24 protein-coding genes are annotated in these 24,069 nt (G+C 39.3%); 16 read left to right on the top strand and 8 right to left on the bottom strand.

What is annotated here, in order from left to right; all coding sequences use genetic code 11:
* Window positions 1–17: 17 nt before the first annotated feature.
* From J9318_RS01815 to J9318_RS01780, 8 genes are all read left to right on the top strand, one after another.
* Window positions 18–839, top strand: coding sequence for a mechanosensitive ion channel family protein (locus tag J9318_RS01815; protein ID WP_210560804.1), 822 nt, complete (start codon window positions 18–20; stop codon window positions 837–839).
* Between the two features lie 201 nt (window positions 840–1,040).
* The gene (locus tag J9318_RS01810) at window positions 1,041–1,799 is read left to right on the top strand and encodes a DUF3450 domain-containing protein (RefSeq protein WP_210560803.1); all 759 of its coding nucleotides are present in this window, start codon (window positions 1,041–1,043) and stop codon (window positions 1,797–1,799) included.
* A gap of 35 nt (window positions 1,800–1,834) precedes the next feature.
* Window positions 1,835–3,247: a MotA/TolQ/ExbB proton channel family protein gene (locus tag J9318_RS01805; RefSeq protein ID WP_210562329.1), complete on the top strand. Its 1,413-nt coding sequence runs from the start codon at window positions 1,835–1,837 to the stop codon at window positions 3,245–3,247.
* A gap of 24 nt (window positions 3,248–3,271) precedes the next feature.
* Window positions 3,272–3,799 carry a MotA/TolQ/ExbB proton channel family protein gene (locus J9318_RS01800; protein WP_210560802.1) on the top strand — a complete coding sequence of 176 codons (528 nt, stop codon included), beginning with the start codon at window positions 3,272–3,274 and terminating at the stop codon, window positions 3,797–3,799.
* Window positions 3,800–3,826: 27 nt separating this feature from the next.
* Window positions 3,827–4,237, top strand: coding sequence for an ExbD/TolR family protein (locus J9318_RS01795; protein ID WP_210560801.1), 411 nt, complete (start codon window positions 3,827–3,829; stop codon window positions 4,235–4,237).
* Window positions 4,238–4,247: 10 nt separating this feature from the next.
* Window positions 4,248–4,859, top strand: coding sequence for an energy transducer TonB (locus J9318_RS01790; RefSeq protein WP_210560800.1), 612 nt, complete (start codon window positions 4,248–4,250; stop codon window positions 4,857–4,859).
* Window positions 4,860–4,874: 15 nt separating this feature from the next.
* A complete protein-coding gene (locus J9318_RS01785) occupies window positions 4,875–6,185 on the top strand; it encodes a tetratricopeptide repeat protein (protein ID WP_244731782.1) in 1,311 nt (436 codons plus the stop codon).
* An 88-nt stretch (window positions 6,186–6,273) separates the two neighbouring features.
* Window positions 6,274–6,693: a BLUF domain-containing protein gene (locus tag J9318_RS01780; protein WP_210560799.1), complete on the top strand. Its 420-nt coding sequence runs from the start codon at window positions 6,274–6,276 to the stop codon at window positions 6,691–6,693.
* 34 nt (window positions 6,694–6,727) lie between these two features.
* On the opposite strand, the gene lexA is transcribed toward J9318_RS01780, so the two are convergent.
* Window positions 6,728–7,345, bottom strand: coding sequence for a transcriptional repressor LexA (lexA, locus tag J9318_RS01775; RefSeq protein ID WP_210562327.1), 618 nt, complete (start codon window positions 7,343–7,345; stop codon window positions 6,728–6,730).
* A 142-nt stretch (window positions 7,346–7,487) separates the two neighbouring features.
* Here lexA and plsB point away from each other — a divergent pair, with 142 nt between their 5' ends.
* Window positions 7,488–9,923, top strand: a complete 2,436-nt coding sequence (plsB, locus tag J9318_RS01770; RefSeq protein WP_210560798.1) for a glycerol-3-phosphate 1-O-acyltransferase PlsB — start codon at window positions 7,488–7,490, stop codon at window positions 9,921–9,923.
* A gap of 165 nt (window positions 9,924–10,088) precedes the next feature.
* On the opposite strand, the gene tesB is transcribed toward plsB, so the two are convergent.
* The 4 genes from tesB to J9318_RS01750 are packed head-to-tail and all read right to left on the bottom strand — an operon-like array spanning window position 10,089 to window position 14,551.
* Window positions 10,089–10,961, bottom strand: coding sequence for an acyl-CoA thioesterase II (gene tesB / locus J9318_RS01765; RefSeq protein WP_210560797.1), 873 nt, complete (start codon window positions 10,959–10,961; stop codon window positions 10,089–10,091).
* 8 nt (window positions 10,962–10,969) lie between these two features.
* Window positions 10,970–12,043 (bottom strand): potassium channel family protein, encoded by a 1,074-nt coding sequence (locus J9318_RS01760; RefSeq protein WP_210560796.1) that lies wholly within the window; start codon window positions 12,041–12,043, stop codon window positions 10,970–10,972.
* Window positions 12,044–12,062: 19 nt separating this feature from the next.
* The gene (locus tag J9318_RS01755) at window positions 12,063–13,847 is read right to left on the bottom strand and encodes a DUF885 domain-containing protein (RefSeq protein ID WP_244731778.1); all 1,785 of its coding nucleotides are present in this window, start codon (window positions 13,845–13,847) and stop codon (window positions 12,063–12,065) included.
* Window positions 13,848–13,864: 17 nt separating this feature from the next.
* Window positions 13,865–14,551 carry a TetR/AcrR family transcriptional regulator gene (locus tag J9318_RS01750; RefSeq protein WP_210560795.1) on the bottom strand — a complete coding sequence of 229 codons (687 nt, stop codon included), beginning with the start codon at window positions 14,549–14,551 and terminating at the stop codon, window positions 13,865–13,867.
* 199 nt (window positions 14,552–14,750) lie between these two features.
* Here J9318_RS01750 and J9318_RS01745 point away from each other — a divergent pair, with 199 nt between their 5' ends.
* Complete coding sequence (locus J9318_RS01745) at window positions 14,751–15,755, top strand: GGDEF domain-containing protein (protein ID WP_210560794.1); 1,005 nt, start codon at window positions 14,751–14,753, stop codon at window positions 15,753–15,755.
* Here J9318_RS01745 and J9318_RS01740 read toward each other — a convergent pair.
* Window positions 15,752–17,692: a bifunctional diguanylate cyclase/phosphodiesterase gene (locus tag J9318_RS01740; RefSeq protein WP_210560793.1), complete on the bottom strand. Its 1,941-nt coding sequence runs from the start codon at window positions 17,690–17,692 to the stop codon at window positions 15,752–15,754. The genes J9318_RS01745 and J9318_RS01740 overlap by 4 nt on opposite strands.
* 20 nt (window positions 17,693–17,712) lie before the next feature.
* On the bottom strand, window positions 17,713–18,249 hold the full coding sequence (locus J9318_RS01735; RefSeq protein ID WP_210560792.1) for a hypothetical protein: 537 nt from the start codon (window positions 18,247–18,249) through the stop codon (window positions 17,713–17,715).
* Window positions 18,250–18,434: 185 nt separating this feature from the next.
* On the opposite strand from J9318_RS01735, the gene ubiE reads away from it, so the two are divergent.
* Genes ubiE through ubiB form a run of 3 tightly spaced genes read left to right on the top strand, consistent with a single transcriptional unit; the run spans window position 18,435 to window position 21,453 of the window.
* Entirely contained in the window at window positions 18,435–19,196 is a 762-nt protein-coding gene (ubiE, locus tag J9318_RS01730; protein WP_210560791.1) for a bifunctional demethylmenaquinone methyltransferase/2-methoxy-6-polyprenyl-1,4-benzoquinol methylase UbiE, read from the top strand.
* Window positions 19,197–19,201: 5 nt separating this feature from the next.
* Entirely contained in the window at window positions 19,202–19,801 is a 600-nt protein-coding gene (locus tag J9318_RS01725) for a ubiquinone biosynthesis accessory factor UbiJ (RefSeq protein ID WP_244731988.1), read from the top strand.
* On the top strand, window positions 19,798–21,453 hold the full coding sequence (gene ubiB, locus J9318_RS01720) for a ubiquinone biosynthesis regulatory protein kinase UbiB (protein ID WP_210560789.1): 1,656 nt from the start codon (window positions 19,798–19,800) through the stop codon (window positions 21,451–21,453). Before J9318_RS01725 ends, ubiB begins: the two co-directional genes overlap by 4 nt.
* A 1-nt stretch (window position 21,454) precedes the next feature.
* Here ubiB and J9318_RS01715 read toward each other — a convergent pair whose 3' ends face one another.
* Entirely contained in the window at window positions 21,455–22,624 is a 1,170-nt protein-coding gene (locus tag J9318_RS01715) for a hypothetical protein (protein WP_210560788.1), read from the bottom strand.
* A gap of 97 nt (window positions 22,625–22,721) precedes the next feature.
* On the opposite strand from J9318_RS01715, the gene tatA reads away from it, so the two are divergent.
* From tatA to tatC, 3 genes are read left to right on the top strand one after another with little or no spacing between them, the layout of a single operon-like run.
* Window positions 22,722–22,955, top strand: coding sequence for a Sec-independent protein translocase subunit TatA (tatA, locus tag J9318_RS01710; protein ID WP_210560787.1), 234 nt, complete (start codon window positions 22,722–22,724; stop codon window positions 22,953–22,955).
* Between the two features lie 6 nt (window positions 22,956–22,961).
* Window positions 22,962–23,336 (top strand): Sec-independent protein translocase protein TatB, encoded by a 375-nt coding sequence (gene tatB, locus J9318_RS01705; RefSeq protein ID WP_210560786.1) that lies wholly within the window; start codon window positions 22,962–22,964, stop codon window positions 23,334–23,336.
* Window positions 23,333–24,052: a twin-arginine translocase subunit TatC gene (gene tatC / locus J9318_RS01700; RefSeq protein ID WP_210560785.1), complete on the top strand. Its 720-nt coding sequence runs from the start codon at window positions 23,333–23,335 to the stop codon at window positions 24,050–24,052. Before tatB ends, tatC begins: the two co-directional genes overlap by 4 nt.
* The last annotated feature ends 17 nt before the right edge of the window (window positions 24,053–24,069 follow it).

Here is a 24,069-nt window from a genome sequence, read left to right as displayed (position 1 = left end):
ATTTGGAAGGATACACCATGCAACTGAATACCGAACTCGTCAACAAAGCTATTGATATGGGCTTTGAATATGCGCCTAAATTAGGCTCAGCGATTCTCGTTTTAATTATAGGTTTGTTCATTGTTAAGCTCTTTAGTAAAGGCTTTGACAGCATGCTGAACAAAGGCAATACCGACGCCTCTTTAAAACCCTTTTTAAGTGGAATAGTAAATATACTACTCAAAGTACTCTTATTCATTACCGTGCTTGGTATGATTGGTATAGAAATGACTTCGTTCATTGCTATTTTGGGTGCTGCCGGCTTAGCAATTGGTATGGCATTATCAGGTACATTACAAAACTTTGCTGGCGGCGTGATGATCTTAATCTTCAAGCCTTACAAAGTTGGTGATTTTATAGAAGCGCAAGGTTTCGCTGGTACTGTTTCTCAAATTCAGATTTTTAACACAATATTGAGAACCGGTGACTTCAAAACTATTATTATCCCAAACGGCTCGTTAAATAACGCTTCAATGGTGAACTATTCTAAAGAGCCACGTCGTCGTGTCGATTGGACTTTTGGTATTGCGTATGGTGATGATGCTGATGTTGCAAAGCGCGTAATCAAAGAGTTATGTGATGCCGATGATCGTATTCTTAAAGATCCTGAAGTATTTATTGCATTACACTCATTAGCAGATAGCTCAGTAAACTTTGTAGTTAGGGCTTGGGTAAAATCAAGTGATTACTGGCCTGTTTATTTTGCCATGAACGAAAGCGTTTATAAGACATTCCCGAAAGAAAATCTTAATATTCCATTCCCACAAATGGATGTTCATGTTCATAAATCAGAAAGCTAATTTATAATTAGCTTGTATATACCGGCTCAGAAGGAACTCACTTCAAGTCTGTATGACGATTAAGTTCTATTAAAAGCGACATAATGTCGCTTTTTTTATGACGCCTCTATGACAGTTGCAACAAAACTTTAACATTCCTGTCGTCTAACTGACATTTATCCTACCTAGAATTGCTGCATCTTGATTTGATGGAGTAATTAAATGAAACGGTTCAATTTAGCGGTAATTACTGGCGCTTTAGCCTTAAATACTGTTTTTGCTGTCCAAGCTAACGACCTGAAACCCGTAATAAAAGCCGGTAAAGAAATATCTAGCCTTGCTGTGACTTCACAACAAAAAATTAATGGTATTGCCGATCAAACACAAACAAAGTTTCAACAATACCAAATGGTCAATAAAGAAATTGAAGGCCTAAACATTTACAACGCACAGCTTCAAAAGCAGCTTCAAAGTCAGTACGACGAAATGAAGTCTTTGAATGCCGATATTGACCGTGTCTCCGTTATTGAACGTCAAATTACTCCGTTAATGATCCGAATGATTGATGGTCTTCAGCAATTTGTTGAGCTAGACGTTCCTTTCCTACCAACGGAACGTGCAGAACGTGTTTCTAATTTAAAAAACATGATGGATAGAGCCGACGTTGCTGTTTCAGAAAAGTTTCGTCGTGTATTGGAAGCTTATCAAGTTGAAATGGGTTACGGACGTAGCATAGAAGCTTACTCCGGCTTAATTAACGTTGATGGTCAGGAACGTGATGTCGATTTTTTACGAATTGGCCGTGTTGCTCTGATGTACATCACTCGCGACGGTTCTATTGCTGGTGTATGGGATAACCAAACAAAAAGCTGGCAACAAGCCGAAGATGAGTTTCGTATGCACATCACTAAAGGCCTGAGAATGGCGAAAAAACAACTAGCACCTGATTTATTGGTTATGCCAATAAAAGCAGCGCCGTAACCACATAGTAAAATTAGAAAGGTTTATACAAAATGATTAACTTATTTAAACCAACTTTGTTGGCTATATTAGGCGCAGGACTTGCCTTTTCAGTGAGTGCTCAAGCTACACCAGCGGCTTTAAATTTAGATCAACTACTGCAACAACTTGAGAAAGGTAAGCTAAATCAAACTCAAGAAAATAAAAATCGTGAAGCTCGTTTTAATGCAGAAAAAGCAGCGCAAACGGACTTGCTAAATCAAGCGAATAAAGAAAAAAATGATGCATTAGCATTGTCTGAAAAGCTTGAAACCGAATTTGAACAAAACGAATTTAAACTGGCGGATGTTTCAGAAGCGCTGAATAAAAGAATGGGCTCTCTTAAAGAGCTGTTTGGTGTTTTACAGCAAGTATCAGGCGATACCGCTAGTAAACTTAAAACTTCTAACGTTTCTGCTCAATTCCCTGGAAGAGATGTATTTTTTGAAGAACTAGCTCAAAGCATGGGTGGCTCTTCAAAGCTTGCTTCAATTGAGCAAATTGAACAAGTTTGGTTCCAACTTCAAAAAGAAATGACTGAACAAGGCAAAGTGGTTCGTTTTGAGACTGATGTGGTTGAAGCCGGCGGAGCTAAAGTTAACAAAGAAGTGGTTCGTGTGGGTGCTTTTGCATTAGTTGCTGACGGGAAATACCTTACGGTGTCGCCAACAACAGGTACAGTTGCAGAGCTTGTTCGCCAACCGACAGGACGCTTTACTGATACCGCAGCCGAACTGCAGTCTTCAAACAATGAAATCGTTCCTTTTGCACTAGACCCTACAGGCGGTTCAATATTAAACCTTTTAGTTCAAGCGCCTAGCACTAAAGAGCGTGTAGACCAAGGCGGTACCGTTGGTTATATCATTATTGGTATTGGTTTAATCGCTTTCTTAATTGCCTTTGAGCGTTTTGTGTCACTAAGCCTAATCAGTGCAAAAGTTAAACGCCAAATGAAAACAGATACGCCTAAAGATGACAATCCTCTGGGCCGTATCTTAAAAGTTAAAGATCAGTATCCGCATGTTTCATTCGATACCTTAGAGCTTAAGTTAAGCGAAGCTATTCTGCGCGAGATGCCAAAGATCACTCGTAATCTTACCTTAGTTAAAATTGTTTCGGTAATTGCTCCGCTACTGGGCCTGCTAGGTACCGTAACCGGTATGATCAAAACTTTCCAAGCCATCACCTTGTTTGGTACTGGCGACCCGAAATTAATGGCTGGCGGTATCTCAACAGCACTTATGACTACTGTACTTGGCCTTGTTGTCGCTATTCCAACGGTTGTTTTATCTACCATGTTGAATACACGCAGTAAGAACATCTTGTTTGTATTACAAGAACAAAGCGCCGGCATTATAGCAGAGCGTTCTGAAAAGCAATCTAACGCTGAGTCTAAACCGTCTGCTTCATCGACGAGTGACAAACTGTAACGTATCGCAACCAAGGAGTGCACTGTGTTGTTTTTCACAGAGACTTTAGAAGCAATTAGAGAGTTTATGGACACGGGTGGCGTTGTTCTCAGCGCCATCGCAGCAATGATTTTTGTAATGTGGTTGTTAATTTTAGAACGCGTTTTATACACGCTTAGCGGTTACAAACAATATCAAGGCGAGTTAATTCGCCGCTGGAAAACTCGAAGTGAAAGAGACTCTTGGAATGCTGAGCAAATTAGACAAGCTTACATTGCCAGAGCAAAACAAAAATTAACGGTTAACTTGCCACTCATAGCAACACTTGTAGCCTTATGTCCGCTTATGGGTTTGCTAGGTACGGTAACCGGAATGATTGAAGTATTTGATGTAATGGCGATTAGCGGCAGCGGAAATGCACGCTCAATGGCGAGTGGTGTGTCAAAAGCCACTATTCCAACAATGGCTGGCATGGTTGGAGCATTATCAGGGGTTTTTGCTAACACATGGGTGCAACGCAAAACCAAACGTGAAATTGAACTATTAGAAGACCATTTGCCGATGGACCACTAGGGTCCAGGCATTTGTTAGGAGAATAAAATGAGAGCGCCATTAGCCAATTTGATGCAAGAAGAAGAGCAAGAGAACATTGATTTAACACCAATGTTAGATGTTGTTTTTATCATGTTGATCTTCTTTATTGTCACCGCTTCGTTTGTGAAAGAAGCAGGTATAGATGTTAACCGACCTGAAGCTGCAACCGCTGTTAAAAAAGAACGTGCCAGTATCTTGGTGGCTATTTCTGATAAAGGTGAAATTTGGATTAATAAACGTCAAGTTGATGTTCGTGCAGTACAAGCAAACATTGAACGTCTAAAAGCTGAAAACCCGCAAGGTTCAGTGGTGATTCAAGCTGATAAAAAAGCGACAACTGAAACGTTAATTAAGGTGATGGATGCCTCTAGAGCAGCGGGCGCGTTTGACGTCTCTATTGCGGCGCTAGAAAGCTAGGAAACCTATTATGTTCACTCGTATTTTAACGGCCGTTGTTATTGCAGCAATTATCACAACGGGTTTGTTTTACGGTATGCAGGCGCTGATTAAGTCGGGCGACTCAGCAATGACTGATCCGGCACAAGGCAGCGTTTTAGACTTTATTCGTTTAAAGCCTGAAGAAACCGTCCAAAAGAAAGATCGTAAACCGAAAAAGCCACCTCAGCCACAAGAACCTCCACCGCCGATGGAGCAACCTCAAATGTCTCCGGACATTGCAGATGCAGGTGACGCTGGTTTTGATTTTAGCGCAGATGTTAGTGGTGATATGGCTTTACAAAGTGGATTAGCACTCGAGTCAGGCGATGGTGAATATTTACCAATCGTTAAAGTATCGCCAGTATATCCTCGCAGAGCTTTACAGCGCGGTATTGAAGGCTACGTAATTGTTGAATTTGTGGTGGATAAAACCGGCGCAGTTAAGTCACCTATTGTGATAGAAGCAAACCCTGAAGGTTTGTTCAATCAAGCAGCTTTAGACGCAGCCCTTAAGTTTAAATATAAGCCTCGCGTAGTCAATGGCGAAGCAACGGAAGTAAGTGGTGTACAAAACCGCATTACTTTTGAAATTAACGGATAATTCGGAGCAACTACTGTGAAAACACTTATTACGTCCTCTCTCATCGCAACGGGTCTACTTTTAGGCAGCTCATTTGTTGGTATTGTACCTAGTGTTGATTTTGCCAACGCGCACGCGGAACAAAAGCGAAAGCGTACGCCGTCATTAAACTCACGAGTATATAGCCAGTTAGCAAGAGCACAGCAACTTGCTGATGATGGTGACGTAAAAGGTGGATTAGAAGTATTAGACTCCGTAAAAGCGAAATCAGGCAGTTTAAACAGCTACGAAACCGCCATGATGTATAACTTTTATGGCTTTATATATTACAACGCAGAGCGAATGGCTGAAGCAATGTCCGCTTTTGAACAAGTTATCGCTCAAGATCCTATTCCGGAATCACTAGAAAAAAGTACACTTTTCTCGTTAGCACAGCTGGCCATGGCTAGCGAAAAATACACGAAAACCATCTCATTTTTAGAACGCTGGGAAAGCATTAACGAAGGTGAGATCCCGGTTAAGAATAATGTACTTAAAGCCCAAGCAAGCTATCAAGGCAAAGACTACAAGGCTGCGGCTAAATATATAGATTTGGCTTTAGCGGAAGCAAAAGCTCAGGAAGTTGAACCAAAAGAAAACTGGTTTGTACTGCAACGCGCCGCCTATTTCGAGTTAAAACAACCTAAAAAAGTGGCCTCAATTTTAGAAGAAATGGTACGCCGTTTTAACAAGCCTGAATACTGGGTGCAATTAGCTGGCATGTACGGCGAAACGGGTGCCGAAGATAAACAACTTGCGGTATTAGAAGCTGCCTATCAGCAAGGTTATATTTCTAAGCAATCCGACTTTAGAAATCTTGCTCAAATATATTACTTTAATGGCTTACCATACAAAGCGGCCTTGGTAATGCAGCAGGGAATTGACCAAAATGTATTAATCAAAAACGTAAAAAACGTTAAGTTTTTATCACAAGCATGGTTAACCGCTAAAGAATACGATAAAGCTGTAGAGACTTTAGAAGTACTATCTGCATTAGAAGATACTGGTATCGCCCACCAGCAAATAGCCGAAATTAGACTTCAGCAAGGAAAATATAGGGAAGTGATCAGTGCTGCATTTGAAGCAGAACAGCGCGGTCAACTATCAAATCCCGGTAATTTATATCTCGCCCTTGGTATGGCTCACTTTAACTTAAAAGAATTTGAAGCTGCCATCGACGCATTAAATATGGCGGCGGAATATAAAAATGTTCAAAAAATGGCTACTCAATGGCTTAAGTTTGTAGAAAAAGAGAAGTCGACTAGCGAGCAATTAGCATCAAATCACAATCCCAGAACCAATAGCTAAACGATAATAATTACTTCGACAATTTATCGGCAACATTGCTTGTTTTTAACTATGCTTATGACAACTCCAATAAATAGGATTCGAAGTAATGAGCCTTTATCAATTAGTCTATATTAGCAGAGCAACAAAAGCCTTTAGTGACGAAAAGTTAAGTCAATTATTAACAAAAGCAAAAAGTAACAATACAAACTTAGATGTAACAGGAAACTTGATTTACAACGGTGGCGTTTTTCTCCAAGTTTTAGAAGGAGATATGAAGGTAATTTTAAGTTTGTACAAAAAAATTCAGCTCGACGATAGGCATCACAAAGTTAAAAAAGTTTACTTTGAACCAGCAAACTTCAGATTATTTAGTCGTTGGTCAATGAACATGATGAATCTGGATTGCGAGAAGCCAAAAAACCTACAAATTATAAAAGATATACTTGATGCAATTGATGAGGATAAGCTAGTGGACGGCATGTCACCGCCCATCAGGCTATTAAAAGAGTTTTCTAAAATAAGTTGATTTTAACAACTCTTAAATAAATTAATCTGTTCGGTTACATCAAAGATGAGTTTCTGATTACGCCTACCGCCAATCCTTCAATGGCAAAGTCTTGATAGTTTAAGTCTACTTTGATTGGGTCAAACTCTGGGTTTTCTGCATGGAGAATTACTTGGCTACCTTTGCGCTCTAGTCGTTTAACCGTTACATCCTCTTCAACTCTTGCTACAACAACTTGGCCATCTCTAGCAGTTTGCGTTTTATGCACCGCTAACAAATCACCATCTAAAATACCAATATCTTTCATACTTTCACCTTCAACTTTCAATAAAAAGTCGGCCATTGGTGAAAACATACCAGGATCAACATTTACATGTCGGTCAACGTGTTCCATAGCTAATATTGGCGAACCAGCCGCTACTTTACCCACTAATGGCAAACCAATATCGTCATTGGCCACTTCTTCAGTTAATCGAATGCCGCGAGAGGTGCCAGGAAGCATTTCGATAAAGCCTTTTTTTGCTAATGCCTTCAAGTGATCTTCAGCAGCATTAGCTGATTTAAAGCCTAAGGTTTTAGCAATTTCCGCTCGTGTAGGTGGCATTCCTGTTGAGGTAATTGAATCTCTAATTAAGTCTAAAATTTCTGATTGTCTTGCAGTAAGTGGGCGCATCATCTGTTTTTCCATACAGTAACATAACTGTCAGTATATACAGGCATTCCGGTTGTGCAACATAAAATTAATAAGAATGGTGGGATTTTAGTTAACCTTTGTTAAAATCCCCCGTTGCTTTCATTTTTGTATTAAGGTTTTTATGTCCATTTTAAATGTATTGATGTACTGGTTAACTCGTCCGTTTATCCGCACACAACTAGTCACAGACGAGAAAAATACCGAGAACGGTATTGATTCAAGCAAACCGATTTCTTATGTCCTTATGACTAACTCGTACACGGATAAGTTAGCCTTAAAACAAGCGGCTAAACGCCTTAACCTACCTTCACCATTTGGTAAAATCGACATTGAAGGTGAGTCAGTAAAACGCACTATTGGTGTAAAGCCCGTTGACTCTATTTTTATGAATGAGAAACACCATGCTAAACGCGCTTTAAAAACCGGTCAGGCAATGCTTGAGTTGGTTGAGCGCACCGGACAAGATATACAATTTGTCCCGGTAATGATTTGTTGGGGAAGAAACCCTGGCACGGTGAAAAACAGCAATCGTAAAACGCGCTTAATGGATATCATTACGCAAAAATTACAAACTACTCCATTTAGAAAAATGATGATCGTTCTTTTATATGGTCGTCATAGTTTTATTCGTATTAGTAAGCCGGTATCTCTACAAAAAATGGTTAACGACTTTGGTACGTCTGAAGATACAGCTCATAAGCTATTACGCGTGGCGCGAATTCACTTTGAACGCCAGCGAATTGTAGCAACAGGCCCAAAAGTAATGGCTCGCCAAGCCTTTTTTAATAGTATGTTGGCTAGCCCCGCATTAAAAAAAGCGTTACAGGAGGAAATGGAAGATAAAGACATTTCTCTAGATGAAGCCAAAGCTAATGCTAAAAAACTACTGGAAGAAATCGCAGGTGATTACAACGAAAATTATATTCGTATGGGTTCTCGCGTTTTAACTTGGGTTTGGAACAAAATATACAATGGCATTCGTGTCCACAATGCCGACAAGCTAAGAGATTTGGCGCAAAAAGGCCATGAGATTGTGTATGTGCCTTGTCACCGTAGCCATATGGATTACTTGTTACTTACTTATGTTATTTACCATGAAGGACTTGTTCCACCGCATATTGCCGCTGGTATTAACCTGAACTTCTGGCCTGCAGGCCCTATTTTTAGAAAAGCTGGCGCTTTCTTTTTACGACGCAGCTTTAAAGGCAACAAATTATATTCGGCGGTTTTCCGTGAGTATCTTTCACAACTCTTTATTAAGGGTTATCCGGTTAAATACTACACAGAAGGTGGACGCTCTAGAACTGGACGCTTGTTGTCACCTAAAACCGGTATGTTAGCGATGACGATCCAATCTATGTTACGTGGTGTTGATCGCCCAATCACGTTAGTGCCTGTTTATATTGGTTACGAACATGTGATGGAAGTGAATACGTATCTGAGCGAACTCAAAGGCAAAAGCAAAGAAAGTGAGTCTATTTTTGGTATTTTTAAAGCCTTAAAAAATCTTAAGAATTACGGACACGGTGATGTAAATTTTGGTGAACCTATCAGTCTAAATGAAATTTTAAATGATCAAGCTCCAGAGTGGCGTTCACTCATCAATCCAACTGATGTTGTAAAGCCAACTTGGTTAACGCCTGTGGTCAATCATACGGCAAATAAAGTCATGGGCTCGATAAATGATGCCGCTGTATTAAACACAGTTAATTTATCGGCGTTAGCACTGTTAACTTCTGACAGCCATGCGCTTCCTCGTGTTGAAATGGAGTCGTTAATTGAATTTTATATTGGCCTGCAAACATCAGTGCCATATTCAAACTTAGTTAAAACGCCAAGTGAATCAGCATCAGAGATAATTGATGAAGCTATTTTATTAGAAAAAGTAGACTCGGACAGTGATGAGTACGGCACAATCATTAAGTTAGACAATAAAAATGCGATATTGATGAGTTACTATCGCAATAACGTCGTTCATCTATTTGCGATCGCGGCTATCGTTGCGGCAGAGCTTACTCATGCCGGAAAAACAACTCGAGAGTTGATTCAACAAAAGGTTAAACATATTCTGCCATTGTTAAAAAACGAGATGTTTATTACCACCAGCGATGTTGATGGGTACGTAGAGAAAACACTAAATTACTTTACTGACAACGATATTATAGAAACGAAAGACGACTTTATTTCGATTAAAAACCGTTCTTCTATGGGTAGTTTGCAGCTGAGTTTATTAGCCAAAATAATGAAAGATACGTTGCAGCGCTATGCATTAACGTTCAACCGCATCCAACAAGTTCACGGTATTCAACGTGGCGAGCTAGAAAGCGATTGTTTGAAGCTTGCTAAACGACTATTAACTCTGCATGACATTAAAGCACCTGAATATTTTGATAAGAAAATCATCTCTAGCTTTGTGTCATGTTTAAAAGAGCAAAAATATGTGCATACAGATGAAGCTGGCCTTATGCACCTTACTGATGATGGCAAGTTAGCGGCAGATCAAATTAACTCGTTGTTAGAATCTGACATTTTGCAATCGTTGCAATCATTAGGTTAATTACTTTTAAATAGAACGGGTTTTAAGTTTAGCTACACTTATTACTGTTTAATAAAAAGCCCCAGACTATCAATAGTCTGGGGCTTTTTTGTATGCTAATTCTAATAATACTCAACGGTACTATTAGCAATCCCATGTTTTAGTTAGTTGAACCACTGGCACTCACTAATCTTTTGGAAACGCTTTATAGTCTCGAATAACCCCTTCTTGCATCGCCGAGGCTATAAGCTCACCTTTTTGATTAAAGAACTGACCTTTAACTAGCCCACGACCGCCACTAGCGCTAGTACTGTCCATATCAAACAAAATCCAATCATCCATTCTAAACGGACGATGAAACCACATTGAGTGGTCTAACGTAGCCACTTGCATGTCTGGCAGGATGTGACTGCGACCATGAGGGAATAGCGCCGTCGGTAAAAAGTTAAAGTCAGACGCATAAGCCAATAGATATCGATGAATACGCTCATCATCCGGAAGACTGCCATTGGACTTAATCCAGACCTGACGGCGCCCCGGCATTTTCTGTGGCGAAAACGGGTCATTTACTTGAACATGGCGGATTTCGATTGGCTTTTCACCTGCAATAATAGATCGCAAAGTGCCGGGTATTTTGTCGATGTTTTCTTGGAAAAACTCGTGTTCGGATTTTAGTCCTTCTGGACCCGCAACATTTGGCATTTCAGGGCTGTGCTCGTAGCCAACCTCTTCAGTTTGAAATGACGCTGTCATATAAAAGATTGGCTTACCATACTGTAACGCTCTTACTCGTCTGGTGCTAAATGAGCGACCATCACGAATATTTTCCACATCATAGACAATCGGCTTTTTGTCATCACCTGGACGTAAAAAGTAGCTGTGAAATGAGTGAACAAACCTATCTTCGACGGTTTCTTTTGCTGCACTCAATGCCTGCCCAATAACTTGGCCACCAAATACTCTACCAAAACCAAGGTTTTGGCTCTGACCTCTAAATAGGCCTTCTTCAATTTTTTCTAGAGCTAAATGCCCTAGTAAATCTTCTAACACTTTACTCATTTGTAACCCTAATTTATGGCGTGCTTACAGGCAGCGTGCCAATCTATTTCATTTGCCATAAGACGTTGTTTTGATACGTAGTGGATAACAGATCCTGGTTGAATTTCGAAATCGTTACTTGGGTTCAATTTCATTTCCATACCAATTCGATCTTTTGCTACCGCAAGTAAAATTGCATTATGTTGCTGTTTTAAATAATAGAATAATTGTCCAAATTGGCTAATTGGGGCATCAATTGGAACCTCAGTAGAAAACTGCGTTTCACCACACAACGTCGACATCATCTCTTCAAGCAGTTTGCTACTTCCTGGGTCTTGCATTGAGCGAACCAGCATTTCTGCGGTTCTTGACGAATTGGCTTCTACATTGGTTGTGTAGTTTTTTAGCATTTCTACCTTTTCATCTTCATCAAAATAAGCCGATATATGGCAGTCATCTGCAATGATTTTACTGAGCTTGAGTGCTGTAGTGAACGTCATATCATCATTTTCACAATCCACAATCACTCTGTCAGCATGATTAGCCGCAACACGATCTAACTCATCGTTGTCAGTGAAGGATTTAAGTTTAGCAAACTCAACCATACTGTTGTCATAAAATGGGTGTTGCATGTCTTGGGTAACACAAAGTAGTATTTTTCGTTGCATGCGCTTATTGTCACCTAATATATGCTCAATTATTTTTGGTGTTCGGCGCTCATGCCAACCAAAAATTAAGATATGTGTATCTAAATAACGAAAATCTTTTTCACCAGTCATAACTTGCCTCAACACCTTACTAATCGATTGACCCATTTTCCCTAACAGCGCTCCAAAAATCGCTAAACCAAGAGGGATTTGAAACAGTGCAACAATATATTTGCCAGCCTCACTCGCGGGGCTTAAATCGCCATAACCTACCGTACTGGTCGTTACGACGTAATAATATAGATACTCATGAAACTCAAGTAACGATAACTCATTTGCCCACCTTAGCAGTGTCCAACTAAGCGTGGCGTGCAACACAAGTAGTGTTATTAAAGCTGGCCAAGTGATTTGGCTAAATTGCTTCCATAAGAATCGGGTAAATTTATTTACTACCACGACAGATTCCTTTTACTCTCTAATTTTTGTTTACTGTATTGATGTAATCTTGAACTTGTCGTTCAAGCTGAGATAGTGTTACCGAGCCATTTTTCAAGACATGGTAATGAAAAGCTCTTACATCAAACTTAGCGCCTAATGCCTGTTCTGCTTTTTGTCTCTGCTTTTTAATCGTGATTTCACCGATTTTATACGACAAGGCTTGTCCAGGCCACGATATATATCTATCCACTTCCGTTTGGATATTATGTGCGGATAGTGCACTATTTTGAGTCATATAATCAATCGCTTGCTGCCTACTCCAGCCTTTAATATGCATACCGGTATCAACCACTAACCTTAAGGCCCGCCACATTTCGTATGTCAGTCGGCCAAAGTTTGAATAAGGGTCTTGATAAAATCCCACTTCGAGCCCAAGCCACTCCGAATACAGTCCCCAACCTTCTCCAAACGCAGAAAGATAATATGACGAGCGGTATTTTGGCGTGTTTTCAAGCTCTCTCGTTAACGAGATTTGCAAATGATGACCCGGTACGGCTTCATGAAGAGTTAACGCTTCAAGTTCATACAAAGGGCGTCTATCTAAGGCATAAGTATTTACCCAATAGTATCCGGCATCGATATCTTTTGCCGCCGAGACATATCGACCCGTCGTATATTTAGGGGCGATGTGTTCAGGCACAGGCGCAACGCCATAAGGTGTTCTAGGTAGCAATTGAAACAGTTTAGGTAATTCTGCATCCATTTTTTTAGCAATATAACTCGCTTCCATCAGCAGTTGTTTTGGCGATGTTGCATAAAACTGAGGATCGGTTCTTAAAAAGTTTAAAAATTCGCTGAAACTTCCTTCAAACCCAACTTGTTCTATCACTTTTGCCATTTCTAAGCGTATACGAGCAACCTCATCCAAACCAAGTTGATGAATTTGCTCTACCGTCAGCTCTGTTGTGGTGTAGTGTTTAGCCCGATTTTGGTAATACGCAATGCCATTTGGTATCGAATTAATCCCTATAGAGCGCTTAGCGTTCGGGGTATATTCATTAATCATAAAATCACGAAACGCTTGGTATGCGGGATTTACAAACTGTCTGATAACCGATTTCGCTTTTTGCTGATACTCTTGGCGTTCACTTTCTGCAAGAAAGTCCAACTTAGCGAATGGCTGGTAAAAAATGCTTTTTGAAGGGTCACTGGCAATCAAGCCATCGATACTTTGCTCATAGCCGTTTAGCACTATCTGTGGCTGCGTATAGCCAATTTTAATGCCTTCTTTCATCCAATATATGTTTTGCTCAAAATATACTTTGAAGGCTTTAAGTCTTTGCAGGTAATTATCTATATCCGTTGTAGACGAGAGTTTGGTATTGGCCGGTAAAAAAGCAAGTGAAGTATGAAATCCACCTTCCGCTGTTAATGGCATATAGTGGCTTTTGAACTTTATTTGATCTAAATCGTTTTGTAGACGATGAGTTAATATCTGTAAGTTAATTTGATTCTGTTCAGATAAAGCTAAGCGTTCAAATGTTTTTAATTCAGTAAGCAAGGCAATTAATAATTGTTGGTTTGCTTTGATTCCCTCAGGGGATAGGTCTGGCAGTTTTGCCGCACTATCAGAGTCTCCAAAGTAGCTTGCCGTTAACGGGTTTGCTTTTAGATAGGTTTGCCACACCTGATCGGCTGTAACTTGAAATGCTTTATTGCTGTTGCTAGCTGAAGAATTAACGGTAGCGCATGACATTAACAACATAGAGATAACTAATATAACGGCTTTTTTAAAGTATACAGACGTAACACCCGACTTCATTTTTACTCTCCTGTTAATTAACTTTTCGATGTTCCTAATAAAGACCGCCAACCTTTGCGCCTAGGCTTGTTGGCTTCGTTCTTGTCTTGAAAGCAATTCCAATGAGGAGCAACGACTTGTTCTACGTTTCGACAAAAGCTCTGCTTATCAGGGAGCTGAGTATCATACATAGAATCTTGTAGCCAGACCAATTGGATTAACTTTATTGTTAAATCAATTAGATCGGCATATTCATTTATGCGCACTGAGTCCACATTTATTAACGATATTTGTCGCGCCTTTTTTAACAGCACATCTCGACAGTTTTGATTAAATTCAGCCAACTCTTGTTTAGAAAGACTCGGCATTAGAAGCGCATCCTTCATTGCTAGTAGGCGACTAAACCTGGGGTTTTCTAGCCAATAGTTTACAACTGGCAAAAGGTGACAGGTTGATTTTTCAGAACCTTTAAATGATCGTTCAGGCTTTTCAACACGCTCAAAACTATTAACGCAGTCTATCCACAATTGTTCATATATATTTAAAAATATGCCTTCTTTTGATGAGAAATAAAGGTACACGGTCCCTTTTGCGACCCCGGCTTGGTTTGCTATTTGCTGGATAGAAGGAAGGTCACCTTGGCTATAAAGCTGATTGGCTGCGTCTATGATCGCTTGCTTTTTGGCTAACTTTTGAGCATCACTGCGCGCTTTTAGTACTGACATTTATTCTCTTATTGTGCATTTTGTAAAAATATAGAATTAAACACTGATTATTACAGTATTTCCTTGACCTGAAAATAAAAGGAATTTAGTTTACTAGCCTAACCTATAAAAATATTCTTGTGTAATTGAGATTGTATATACATATTCCACTGCAATCCCCATGAAGCATTTTAGTTAGTCGTTTCGGAGTCGGTACTTAATGAAATATCAGGATACTATGGAGCAAGCAGACCAAAAGCTTCAAAAAGCTTTGGGTTTTTTAAAGCAATATCGCTTGCCAGCTAGTCCTATAAACTACAGTGTGGTTTATGAATATGTCGCTGACTCGAACGCAGATTTAAATCGTGAACTTGATTCTGATATCAAATCTGGTCGCACAATCGACTCATTCCTTATGGAGTCTTTATTTCAAAGACACTTGCTCGTTGCAGATGATAACCAAGGCGCTTTAGTAAAAGATATAAATGCCGTTGTCGACGCAACAACCCGACACGCCTCGAAAGCGCAAAAAGACACGTCAAATTACATTACTATGCTTGATGAAGGTTTATTACTATTAGATAAAAGTGATATTCAAACGTCTCAACAAGTCATTGAACGATTATTAAAAGTTACTTCTTCGATGAAAAGTGCGCAAAAGGTTTTAGTGAATGCATTAAAGCAGGCGCAAAAGCGAACTGCAGCCTTACAACAACAAATTAACGAAGTTGAAGAAAGTCGTAAACTTGATCAGCTGACCGGCTTATTTGACCGAAGCGTAATGAACGCAACTGTTGATATGTGGTTAGAAAATGATATTACAAAAATAGCTGCCATTGCTATAAACCTAGATCACTTTAAACAGTTTAATGATAACTATGGCGTAACCGTCGGTAATGTCATCTTGTCCAAAGTAGCCCAGAAAGTTAAAAGTTATGTTTCAGATTCTGGTTTACCAATTCGAACTGGTGGTGAAGAGTTTTTGGTTCTTATTCCTGAGACATCAAAACAAGCGGCTAAAGAAGTCGCAGAAAAAGTTAGACTTGGTGTAGAAAAACTGCAATTTGTAAATGCAAAGAGCAAAGAAAAACTGCCTAAGATCACTGTATCACTAGGTGTTACAGAGTTTAATGACAAACTTGGCCTTGATGGCACAATACAACGCGCAAACTCTGCTCTTAGAATGGCAAAAGCAACAGGTCGAAATCGCGTTTTTGTTGACTAAATCTGTTCAAATATAGACACTGGTTTCGCGATTTTAAAGCCCTGAATACCAGCACAACCAACCTCTTGCGCCAAAGTCACTTGCTCATCAGTTTCGATGTTAGGAATAATTGCTTTCACTCCTAATTTGTCCACCAGCTCACAGATCATTTTTAAGTAATCACGATTAGTATTGGTCAAATCTTTCTGGATATAACGGCTATCAATTTTTAACCAATGTAGTTTCATATCTGAAAAACGTGACAAACTGCTAGAACCACGACCAAAATGATCAATCGCTAGTTCTACACCATTGTTGGCCAACTTATAGCTAATTTCACGCGCCTGTGTGGTGTGTGCTAAATCAATTTCATCAAATTCCATGATAATACTTTTTGCAACATCAGGCTCTTCAGACAACCAAGCAAAGAGCCAAGTTTGAAACGCCACAGAATGAAACGAGAATGCTGATACATTAATTGATATTTTTCCATTTAACGCACCAAGCTGAAAATGTTTCTGCACTTCTAATAGTATTTTCTTATCAAGGTTTTCCGTTACTTCATACTTCTCAGCCAGAATAAGTAGTTGAGGTAATGAGAGAGTCACTTCGTCGACAGAAAGCTTGGTATATAACTCAGTAAATAACTTTTCATTAGAAACTGGGTCGACAACAGGCTGAACAAAAAACTCTATTCGAGCTTTGTTTATTGCGTGAATCAGCTCTTCTTTGGATTTGAAAAGTGCATTGCTATTAGACTCGCCACTAGACTTATCCATGTAGAAACGTTTATCCGCCTTCTTAGCATGTTTTAACGCTTCATCCGTTCTTGTTGTGATTGACTGAGGCGTATCTTGCTCCAATATCTCACTGGCCCCTAAATAACATCCACCGAGTTGATTTAACGCTTCACAATCTTCAAGCTGCCTTACAATAAGCTTGCTGTATTCAAGGATTTCTGATGTACCTTGATGCAATAAAAGAAGCGCAAAGTCTTGTTCATTAAGCTGAAACAGTGGCGCATTTTTACCCATACCGGTTACGCGCTCAACCACCTTAATGACGTACTCGACCACCTCTTGGTAAGCAGAAAAGCTCTCTTCATGCCTAAGCTTAGTAATATCATGTAAGTGGATCATGACCAATCCACCCATTAATCGCTCATTTTTTCGATTAAGAAAATCGGATAACGTAAGTTGAAAATACTCACGATTAGGTAAACCTGAACTTGCTTCGTGGTACAAACTTTCTTTCAGGCTGTCTAATTGCTTTTGCTGCTGTGAAAATAGTGCTTTTACTTGATTTGTCATAGTGTTGTGCACTTCAATAAGTTGCTCAAATTCAGCAATTCCTGAGTGCTTAGTAATCTGCGGGTAGTGTTTATTGGTCACGGCTGCAGCTTGTCTTTTTACTGCAATAATAGGCTGCAAAACAATATTGATTAATGCAAAACCAAGTGCCCACGCAACCAATGCAACAAATACGGTAACCACGATAATATCGACAAATTGCTTCCAAACAAATTGATAAAACGCGAATGGATGAATTTGAACTTCTAAGTAGGCTAATCGATCTAACCCTTGGTATATCTCTTTTTTGCCTATAATAGGGTCAACCGGAAAAAGTTTTATAAACCAGATAGGAACTTGCGCGGTTTGATCTAAGTCGTTTCGTTCATACAACCTAGGCATTAAATCATCGTTACCAAAAAGTGAAATTCTAGAATAGTTACCAGAATCGTAATACGTATCAATTTTCGATTTGTAGGCCGCTTCATTACCTTCTATAACGGCTTGTTGAATGGGGGCAACTAAATATTGAACGGATGTATTAGATTGATTAACTAATTCTTGAATCGTTAACTGACGAATATTAAGTAATGAAAGCCACGCATATCCAATAACTAAAAGTGCAATGATGACACTTTGAATAACAACTAATTGCCGTGATAACTTCATAAATCCCTGCGATATTTATCTTAAATAATAGTGAGTTGTTGTGCACCATTTGTCACGCGAGCATTGTTACGGCTAGTTAAAATGTGTTCAGGATCAACAACAGATATGATTTCTACTTCTGATTGATATTTTTTTACTGAGCTTGAACGCTCAATAATGTCCGATGATGTTATTAATTTTACTTGATCGTCACCAAACCAAGCTAACCAAACCTGTCTAGACAAGTTTTCTTTATTTTGTACGTATACCAAGCGAAACTGCTCCGCTGGTAAACCAAGCTTCTTTGCCATTATCCATTTTGAGAAGGCGAGCTCGGCTTCTGTTGCTTCGCCACTTTCAAAAAGTTCTAGTGGGGTTTGAACAACTTGCGTTGGAGAATTTTTATTCAGCGAGATAAGTGAGCTTAATGCTTGGATACGTTCTAACTTTTCAGCGTCAGATAAAAGATTGTTTTGAAGCGAAAGCTGTTGCCATTGCACGCGCAACAAAGCCTGCTGATTTGCATCGGCAAGGGATATGCTAAACAGCATGGTTACAAAAACAACCAAAATTCGCATTCGTTCGCTCAAAATTTATTCGTCAAAAATAAGTCTAGCAAATAACTTTACAATTATTAAAGATATTTATTCTAAACCAAGCATAAACAACAATAGTATTACATTTCTTCGTCACTGTTATTTGGTATTCATCCAACATTTCAGTAAACTAACGACAACTTATTCCAGTATGACGTGAAGATCAAATGAAAACTGACAATGAATCATCAGGCAAGACCCATTTCGGCTACCAAACCATAGATAAAAACGACAAAGAAAAAATGGTCGCGAGTGTTTTTCATTCGGTTGCAGCTAAATATGACATTATGAATGACCTAATGTCGTTTGGCGTTCATCGTCTTTGGAAGCGCTTTACAATTGATGCTAGTGCCGTTCGACCTGGAAATAAAGTCTTAGACTTAGCTGGCGGGACTGGTGACCTAACCCGCAAGTTCAGTGACATTGTTGGTTCTACTGGCCAAGTTGTTCTTGCCGATATTAATGACTCCATGATTAAAGTTGGTCGAGAAAAATTACGTAACAAAGGTTATGTCGGTAACATTGAATACGTGCAAGCTAATGCTGAGGCATTACCCTTTGCTGACAATACTTTTGACCTTGTCACTATCGCGTTTGGTTTACGAAATGTTACAAATAAAGATAATGCACTTGCGTCGATTTTTAGAGTATTAAAGCCAGGAGGCCGTTTATTGGTTTTAGAGTTTTCTAAACCTCAGCAGGACTGGTTAAATAAAGCATACGACTTTTATTCGTTTAATATATTACCAACGATGGGTGGCGTTATTGCAAACGACAAAGATAGCTATCAGTACTTATCAGAATCAATCCGCATGCACCCAGATCAAGATACTCTTAAGTCGATGATGGAAACAGCTGGGTTTGAACAAGTTGAATATCACAACTTAACGGGCGGTATCGTTGCTTTGCACAAAGGATTTAAGTTTTGATTTTAGTGCAGCAGGCCTTATTTTCTATTGCGGAACCTGCGCTCAATAAAGCGCTCGCACATGATCATTCTGCTGCAGATAAACTTGGTTCGCTTGAGGGTAAATCATTAAGTGTTGAGTTAACCGACATCAAATTGTCTGTTAATTTGAGTGTTTATAACGGCAAACTTAGACTGTCTAGCGAAACCTCAATAAGAGATTGTTTTGTTAAAACTGAATTGTCACATTTAAAGAAGCTCTCGGATGCAACTCAAATTACCTCACTAATAAAGCAAGATTTGCTAGAACTTGAAGGTGAACTAAGTGTCGCCCAAAAGTTTTCAGCTTTGTTTATGGACAACGGTATTGATTGGCAAGAATGGTGCTCTTCTTATTTAGGTGACGGTCTCACACACAAGGTGTTCAGCTCGGGCAAAAAAGCTGTTGATACGCTTAAGCGTAAGCAAGTTGACCTTGACTATACTGTTCAAACAGCACTTACTGAGGAGCTAAAAGTGGTTCCAAGTAGTATTGAAGTAGAGCTATTTTCCAATCAAGTAGATTTAATTTCTGCGCGCACCGAAAAACTAATAGCATCATTAAACTCTATTAAGGAAAAGATGTGAGACTAATTCGCTTCTTTCAAATTTTTCACACTTTTTTATACTTCAGAATTTTTGCGCTGATACCTAAAAAACTTATACCTTGGTATGTGAGAGCTGGATTATCTTTGCTGTTTTGGTATCCGAAAGTGTCAGCGTCACAATCTGAACACGTTAATCTAAGACTTGCGTTAGAGCGCCTTGGTCCCGTCTGGATTAAGTTTGGGCAAATGCTTTCAACCCGCAAGGATTTGCTATCTGTAGAATTGAGTTTTGAACTGAGTAAGTTACAAGATCAAGTACCACCTTTTGACTCAAGTCTTGCCATTGATACGATAAAAAAGGATTTGCGCTTAGCAAATATCGAAGACTTGTTTACCGACTTTGATGTCAAACCTCTAGCTTCAGCCTCGATAGCACAAGTTCACACGGCGACGATTAATGTTGGTAGTACCGAAGAGCCTATTAATAAAGAAGTTATTGTCAAAGTTATTCGACCTAATATCGATAAGTTAATTCAGGCCGATGTTGCACTTATGCTTGGATTTGCAAATTTAGTCGATATGGCTCTAAAAGAAGCCAAGCGACTTCGTCCCGTGGAAGTTGTAGAAGAATATAAAAAGACCATTTTAAACGAACTAAATCTTCAACAAGAAGCCGCGAACGGACAACAGCTACGCCGTAACTTTGACCAGTCAGATGATTTATACATTCCAGAAATATATAGCGATTACTGCTCGCAGAATGTACTCGTGATGGAGCGCATTTATGGTATTCCTGTATCCGATATCGCGCAGCTTCATGCACAAGGGTCTGATTTAAAGAAGTTAGCAGAACGTGGCGTTCGTGTCTTTTTTACTCAGGTATTTCGAGATAGTTTTTTTCACGCTGATATGCACCCTGGTAACATTTTTATATCACGTGAAAACCCGTCTGATCCAAAATACATAGGTATTGATTTTGGCATTATCGGTACTCTTAACTCAGAAGATAAGCGTTACTTAGCCGAAAACTTTGTTGCGTTCTTTAATCGTGATTATCTAAAAGTGGCTCAACTGCATGTGCAATCAGGCTGGGTTCCAAGCCATATTAATGTAGAACAGTTTGAAATGGCCATTCGTTCTGTTTGCGAGCCAATTTTTAACAAGCCGCTTGAAGATATTTCATTTGCTCAAGTGCTTATTGGGTTATTTGATACTGCTCGCCAATTTGAAATGCAAGTTCAACCGCAACTTGTTCTACTCCAGAAAACATTACTTTATGTAGAAGGGTTAGGAAGGCAACTTTACCCTCAATTGGACTTGTGGGAGACCGCGAAGCCGTTTTTGGAAGACTGGGTTAACGAACAAATGGGCGTGAAAGCTTTCTTAAAGCATACCAAACAGAACCTACCATATTGGCTTGAAAAAGCACCTCAAATGCCAGAGTTGGTCTTCAGCAGTTTAAAAAGTATTGAGAGTCTTCCGCAGGTCAAACAAGACTTTGTGACGGAATATAAACTGATGCAACATCAACAACAGCGTTTTCTTACGCGTTTATGCATTTTTAGTCTCAGTTCTGTGGCAGTTTTGCTAATAACTTTATTTGCCGATGTGAACGGCGATATTAGATGGTTTACTGCAGACTGTTTACTAGCCATATTAGCGGTAATTAATGCATGGAAACTGCGTAATTAATTTAGTGAAATCCATAATGCGCTTCAAAACGGAGCGCAACACCTATATCCCGCTCAAAATCACCATAAATATGGCCATTTATTGGATCATCCACCAGCCTAGCTCTATTAAACTCTACAAACGGTTCAAATTCTAAAAATATCCAACTACGAATGGCTTTTTTTCTAATACGGACACTGAATTTGTAAAACTCCGGCCGATAATCGGGCTCTACAACTCCAGCAGCCGTCGCACCAATAATTAACGCTGTTTTATCAGTTAATGCTGAAATGGAATATATACCGTTACGCCAAGTCGCCGCTTCGTAACTTTCTCGGTCTTGAAGTAGGTAGCTAAACCTAAGCTCATTTTTTAGATTGATGGCGTAAGCAGTATCAATTAAAAGTCGCCCCGCTAGACCATCGGAATAATAGTATTCAACAGACGGTTGCAGATTTATGATCAGTTTATCTGACCAAAACTTTTCATTGTAAGTAATGCTAGATCTAACATACATTTGCCCATCGCCGGTACCGATACGCGAGGAGCTAGACAGGTGCTCTGTACTTGCATGCATAAACCGCACAGCTGCGCCAAGCGATCGCTGACTGGACTTTAGCGCCTCCGGACGCACTGTCTCATAAGGTAAGCTATTGAGATCTTCTTGTTCGTTATCCGACAATATAAGTTCTACTTTATTTTCTAAGTTAGGTAATTTTGCTCTTACTCTAAATTTTACCGGTAAATTCGACCATTCCCCCTGTCGAGGCTCCCAACCAATGTTTATGTGCCCCCATGCTTTAGCTTTGTTTTTGCCTTGCTCGGTTTCGGCAAATTTACTGTCGATCCAATTAGCCGTCCAATCCATAGATGAGCCAACGGTTTCCATCATTGAGTTCACGTCAACAAATAGTACTTTTAATCGTTCTTCTTTCTGATTTTCTTGGAATTTTCGGGACACATCATCAAGGGCTTGTTGTTCACCCTTTACTGCACTTTTTGTTAACTTTTCAGTTGCGGTTGGGCACGGATTCAAAGGGTTTTTATGGTTGTCAGTTTGCGATTCTTTAGGTGAGGAAATACATGTATCTGTTGAATCAACATCTACTGCAAAAAGCTGTTTTGATGTACTTTTGTTACAGAACAATAATAGAACTATAACTACCAATCCTTGTAGGTTATATTTATACATAGTATCCATTAATTATCAGCGTTAAAGTGAGTCATACACATATGATTTGGTCTAATATCACTTTATAATAGCAGGAATTTTTTAAAAGGGGTTTATTATGGGTTTTGGTGGCATAAGTATCTGGCAACTATTGATTATTTTAGCAATCGTGGTTCTTTTGTTTGGAACTAAACGATTAAAAAATATAGGCACAGACCTTGGTTCTGCCATAAAAGGTTTTAAAAAGTCAGTGAATGATGAACCCCCTATAGAAAACAAAGATAATGCGTCAGAACAACTAACTAAAGACGCAGACTTTAAAGCTGAAGCTAAAAAAGAAACGGATAAGTAGTAGTATATGGGCTTCTGGGAATTTATCGTTATAGCAATTGTAGGCACTATAGTTTTAGGTCCCGATAAACTTCCTGGTGCGCTTAGAAAATTGGTTGAAATGAAACGAAAGCTGTCACAAATGACTCAAGGTTTGTCGGCAGAGGTTAACGAACAATTGCGTATTCATGAGCTTCATCAAAATTTAAAAGAAGCAGAAAAAAGTGGTTTAACGGGGCTGTCACCTGAACTACAAAACTCTGTTGATGAACTTAAAGCAGCGGCTAAAAGTGTAAACCCCAACTTTATTGATGAGTCAGCATCAGTTGCTGAAGATAATGATAAGCAAATTATTAATAAGCCGAACGATCCAGTCACTAACACAAACGAACCTAAAGCATGACAACTCCAAGCTCTCCGCTGATAGAACACCTTATTGAAATTCGACAACGTTTAATTCGTTCTGTGCTTGCTGTATTAATTTGTTTTCTCGGCTTAGCTTATTTTGCTAACGATATTTACACCCAGGTGTCACAACCACTTTTAGACGTATTGCCCGATGGTGCCAGCATGATTGCTACTGATGTCGCAGCCCCTTTCTTTACACCTTTTAAAATGGCATTCATGTTTTCAATTATGTTGGCGTTTCCAATAATTCTTCACCAAATGTGGGGGTTCATTGCGCCAGGACTTTATAGTCATGAGAAAAAACTTGCTGGGCCAATACTTTTTTCGTCGGTTTTCTTGTTCTATGGCGGGATCGCTTTTGCATACTTTATTGTTTTTCCAATTGTGTTTGCGTTTTTTACCAGTGTTGCTCCCGAGGGCATTACCATTGCCACAGATATAAGCAGTTATTTAGATTTTATTCTAAAATTATTTTTTGCTTTTGGTTTAGCGTTTGAAGTCCCGATTGTTGTTTTTGTTTCTTGCTGGGCTGGTGTAACTACAGTTGCGAAATTAAAAGAAAAACGTCCATTTGTGGTGGTAGGCGCGTTTATTCTTGGGATGTTGCTAACGCCGCCAGATGTAATTAGTCAAACGTTACTCGCGATACCCATGTGGTTATTATTTGAGTTAGGTTTGTTTTTAGCTACTTTAGTAAAGCCTCGTAAATAATTATTAAGGGCGGCAAA

It is taken from the genome of Psychrosphaera aestuarii (genome assembly GCF_017948405.1).
GTDB classification, from domain to species: domain Bacteria; phylum Pseudomonadota; class Gammaproteobacteria; order Enterobacterales; family Alteromonadaceae; genus Psychrosphaera; species Psychrosphaera aestuarii.
Note: the sequence above shows the minus strand (reverse complement) of the source record. Positions and strands in the feature narration are given on the sequence as shown.

Excerpts from the sequence above, each read along its gene's own strand:
- J9318_RS01815 (WP_210560804.1), top strand. The coding sequence starts at position 18 with ATGCAACTGAATACCGAACTCGTCAACAAAGCTATTGATATGGGCTTT.
- J9318_RS01810 (WP_210560803.1), top strand. The coding sequence starts at position 1,041 with ATGAAACGGTTCAATTTAGCGGTAATTACTGGCGCTTTAGCCTTAAAT.
- J9318_RS01795 (WP_210560801.1), top strand. The coding sequence starts at position 3,827 with ATGAGAGCGCCATTAGCCAATTTGATGCAAGAAGAAGAGCAAGAGAAC.
- J9318_RS01790 (WP_210560800.1), top strand. The coding sequence starts at position 4,248 with ATGTTCACTCGTATTTTAACGGCCGTTGTTATTGCAGCAATTATCACA.
- J9318_RS01780 (WP_210560799.1), top strand. The coding sequence starts at position 6,274 with ATGAGCCTTTATCAATTAGTCTATATTAGCAGAGCAACAAAAGCCTTT.
- lexA (WP_210562327.1), bottom strand. The coding sequence starts at position 7,345 with ATGCGCCCACTTACTGCAAGACAATCAGAAATTTTAGACTTAATTAGA.
- plsB (WP_210560798.1), top strand. The coding sequence starts at position 7,488 with ATGTCCATTTTAAATGTATTGATGTACTGGTTAACTCGTCCGTTTATC.
- tesB (WP_210560797.1), bottom strand. The coding sequence starts at position 10,961 with ATGAGTAAAGTGTTAGAAGATTTACTAGGGCATTTAGCTCTAGAAAAA.
- J9318_RS01755 (WP_244731778.1), bottom strand. The coding sequence starts at position 13,847 with ATGAAGTCGGGTGTTACGTCTGTATACTTTAAAAAAGCCGTTATATTA.
- J9318_RS01750 (WP_210560795.1), bottom strand. The coding sequence starts at position 14,551 with ATGTCAGTACTAAAAGCGCGCAGTGATGCTCAAAAGTTAGCCAAAAAG.
- J9318_RS01745 (WP_210560794.1), top strand. The coding sequence starts at position 14,751 with ATGAAATATCAGGATACTATGGAGCAAGCAGACCAAAAGCTTCAAAAA.
- J9318_RS01740 (WP_210560793.1), bottom strand. The coding sequence starts at position 17,692 with ATGAAGTTATCACGGCAATTAGTTGTTATTCAAAGTGTCATCATTGCA.
- J9318_RS01735 (WP_210560792.1), bottom strand. The coding sequence starts at position 18,249 with ATGCGAATTTTGGTTGTTTTTGTAACCATGCTGTTTAGCATATCCCTT.
- ubiE (WP_210560791.1), top strand. The coding sequence starts at position 18,435 with ATGAAAACTGACAATGAATCATCAGGCAAGACCCATTTCGGCTACCAA.
- J9318_RS01715 (WP_210560788.1), bottom strand. The coding sequence starts at position 22,624 with ATGTATAAATATAACCTACAAGGATTGGTAGTTATAGTTCTATTATTG.
- tatA (WP_210560787.1), top strand. The coding sequence starts at position 22,722 with ATGGGTTTTGGTGGCATAAGTATCTGGCAACTATTGATTATTTTAGCA.
- tatB (WP_210560786.1), top strand. The coding sequence starts at position 22,962 with ATGGGCTTCTGGGAATTTATCGTTATAGCAATTGTAGGCACTATAGTT.
- tatC (WP_210560785.1), top strand. The coding sequence starts at position 23,333 with ATGACAACTCCAAGCTCTCCGCTGATAGAACACCTTATTGAAATTCGA.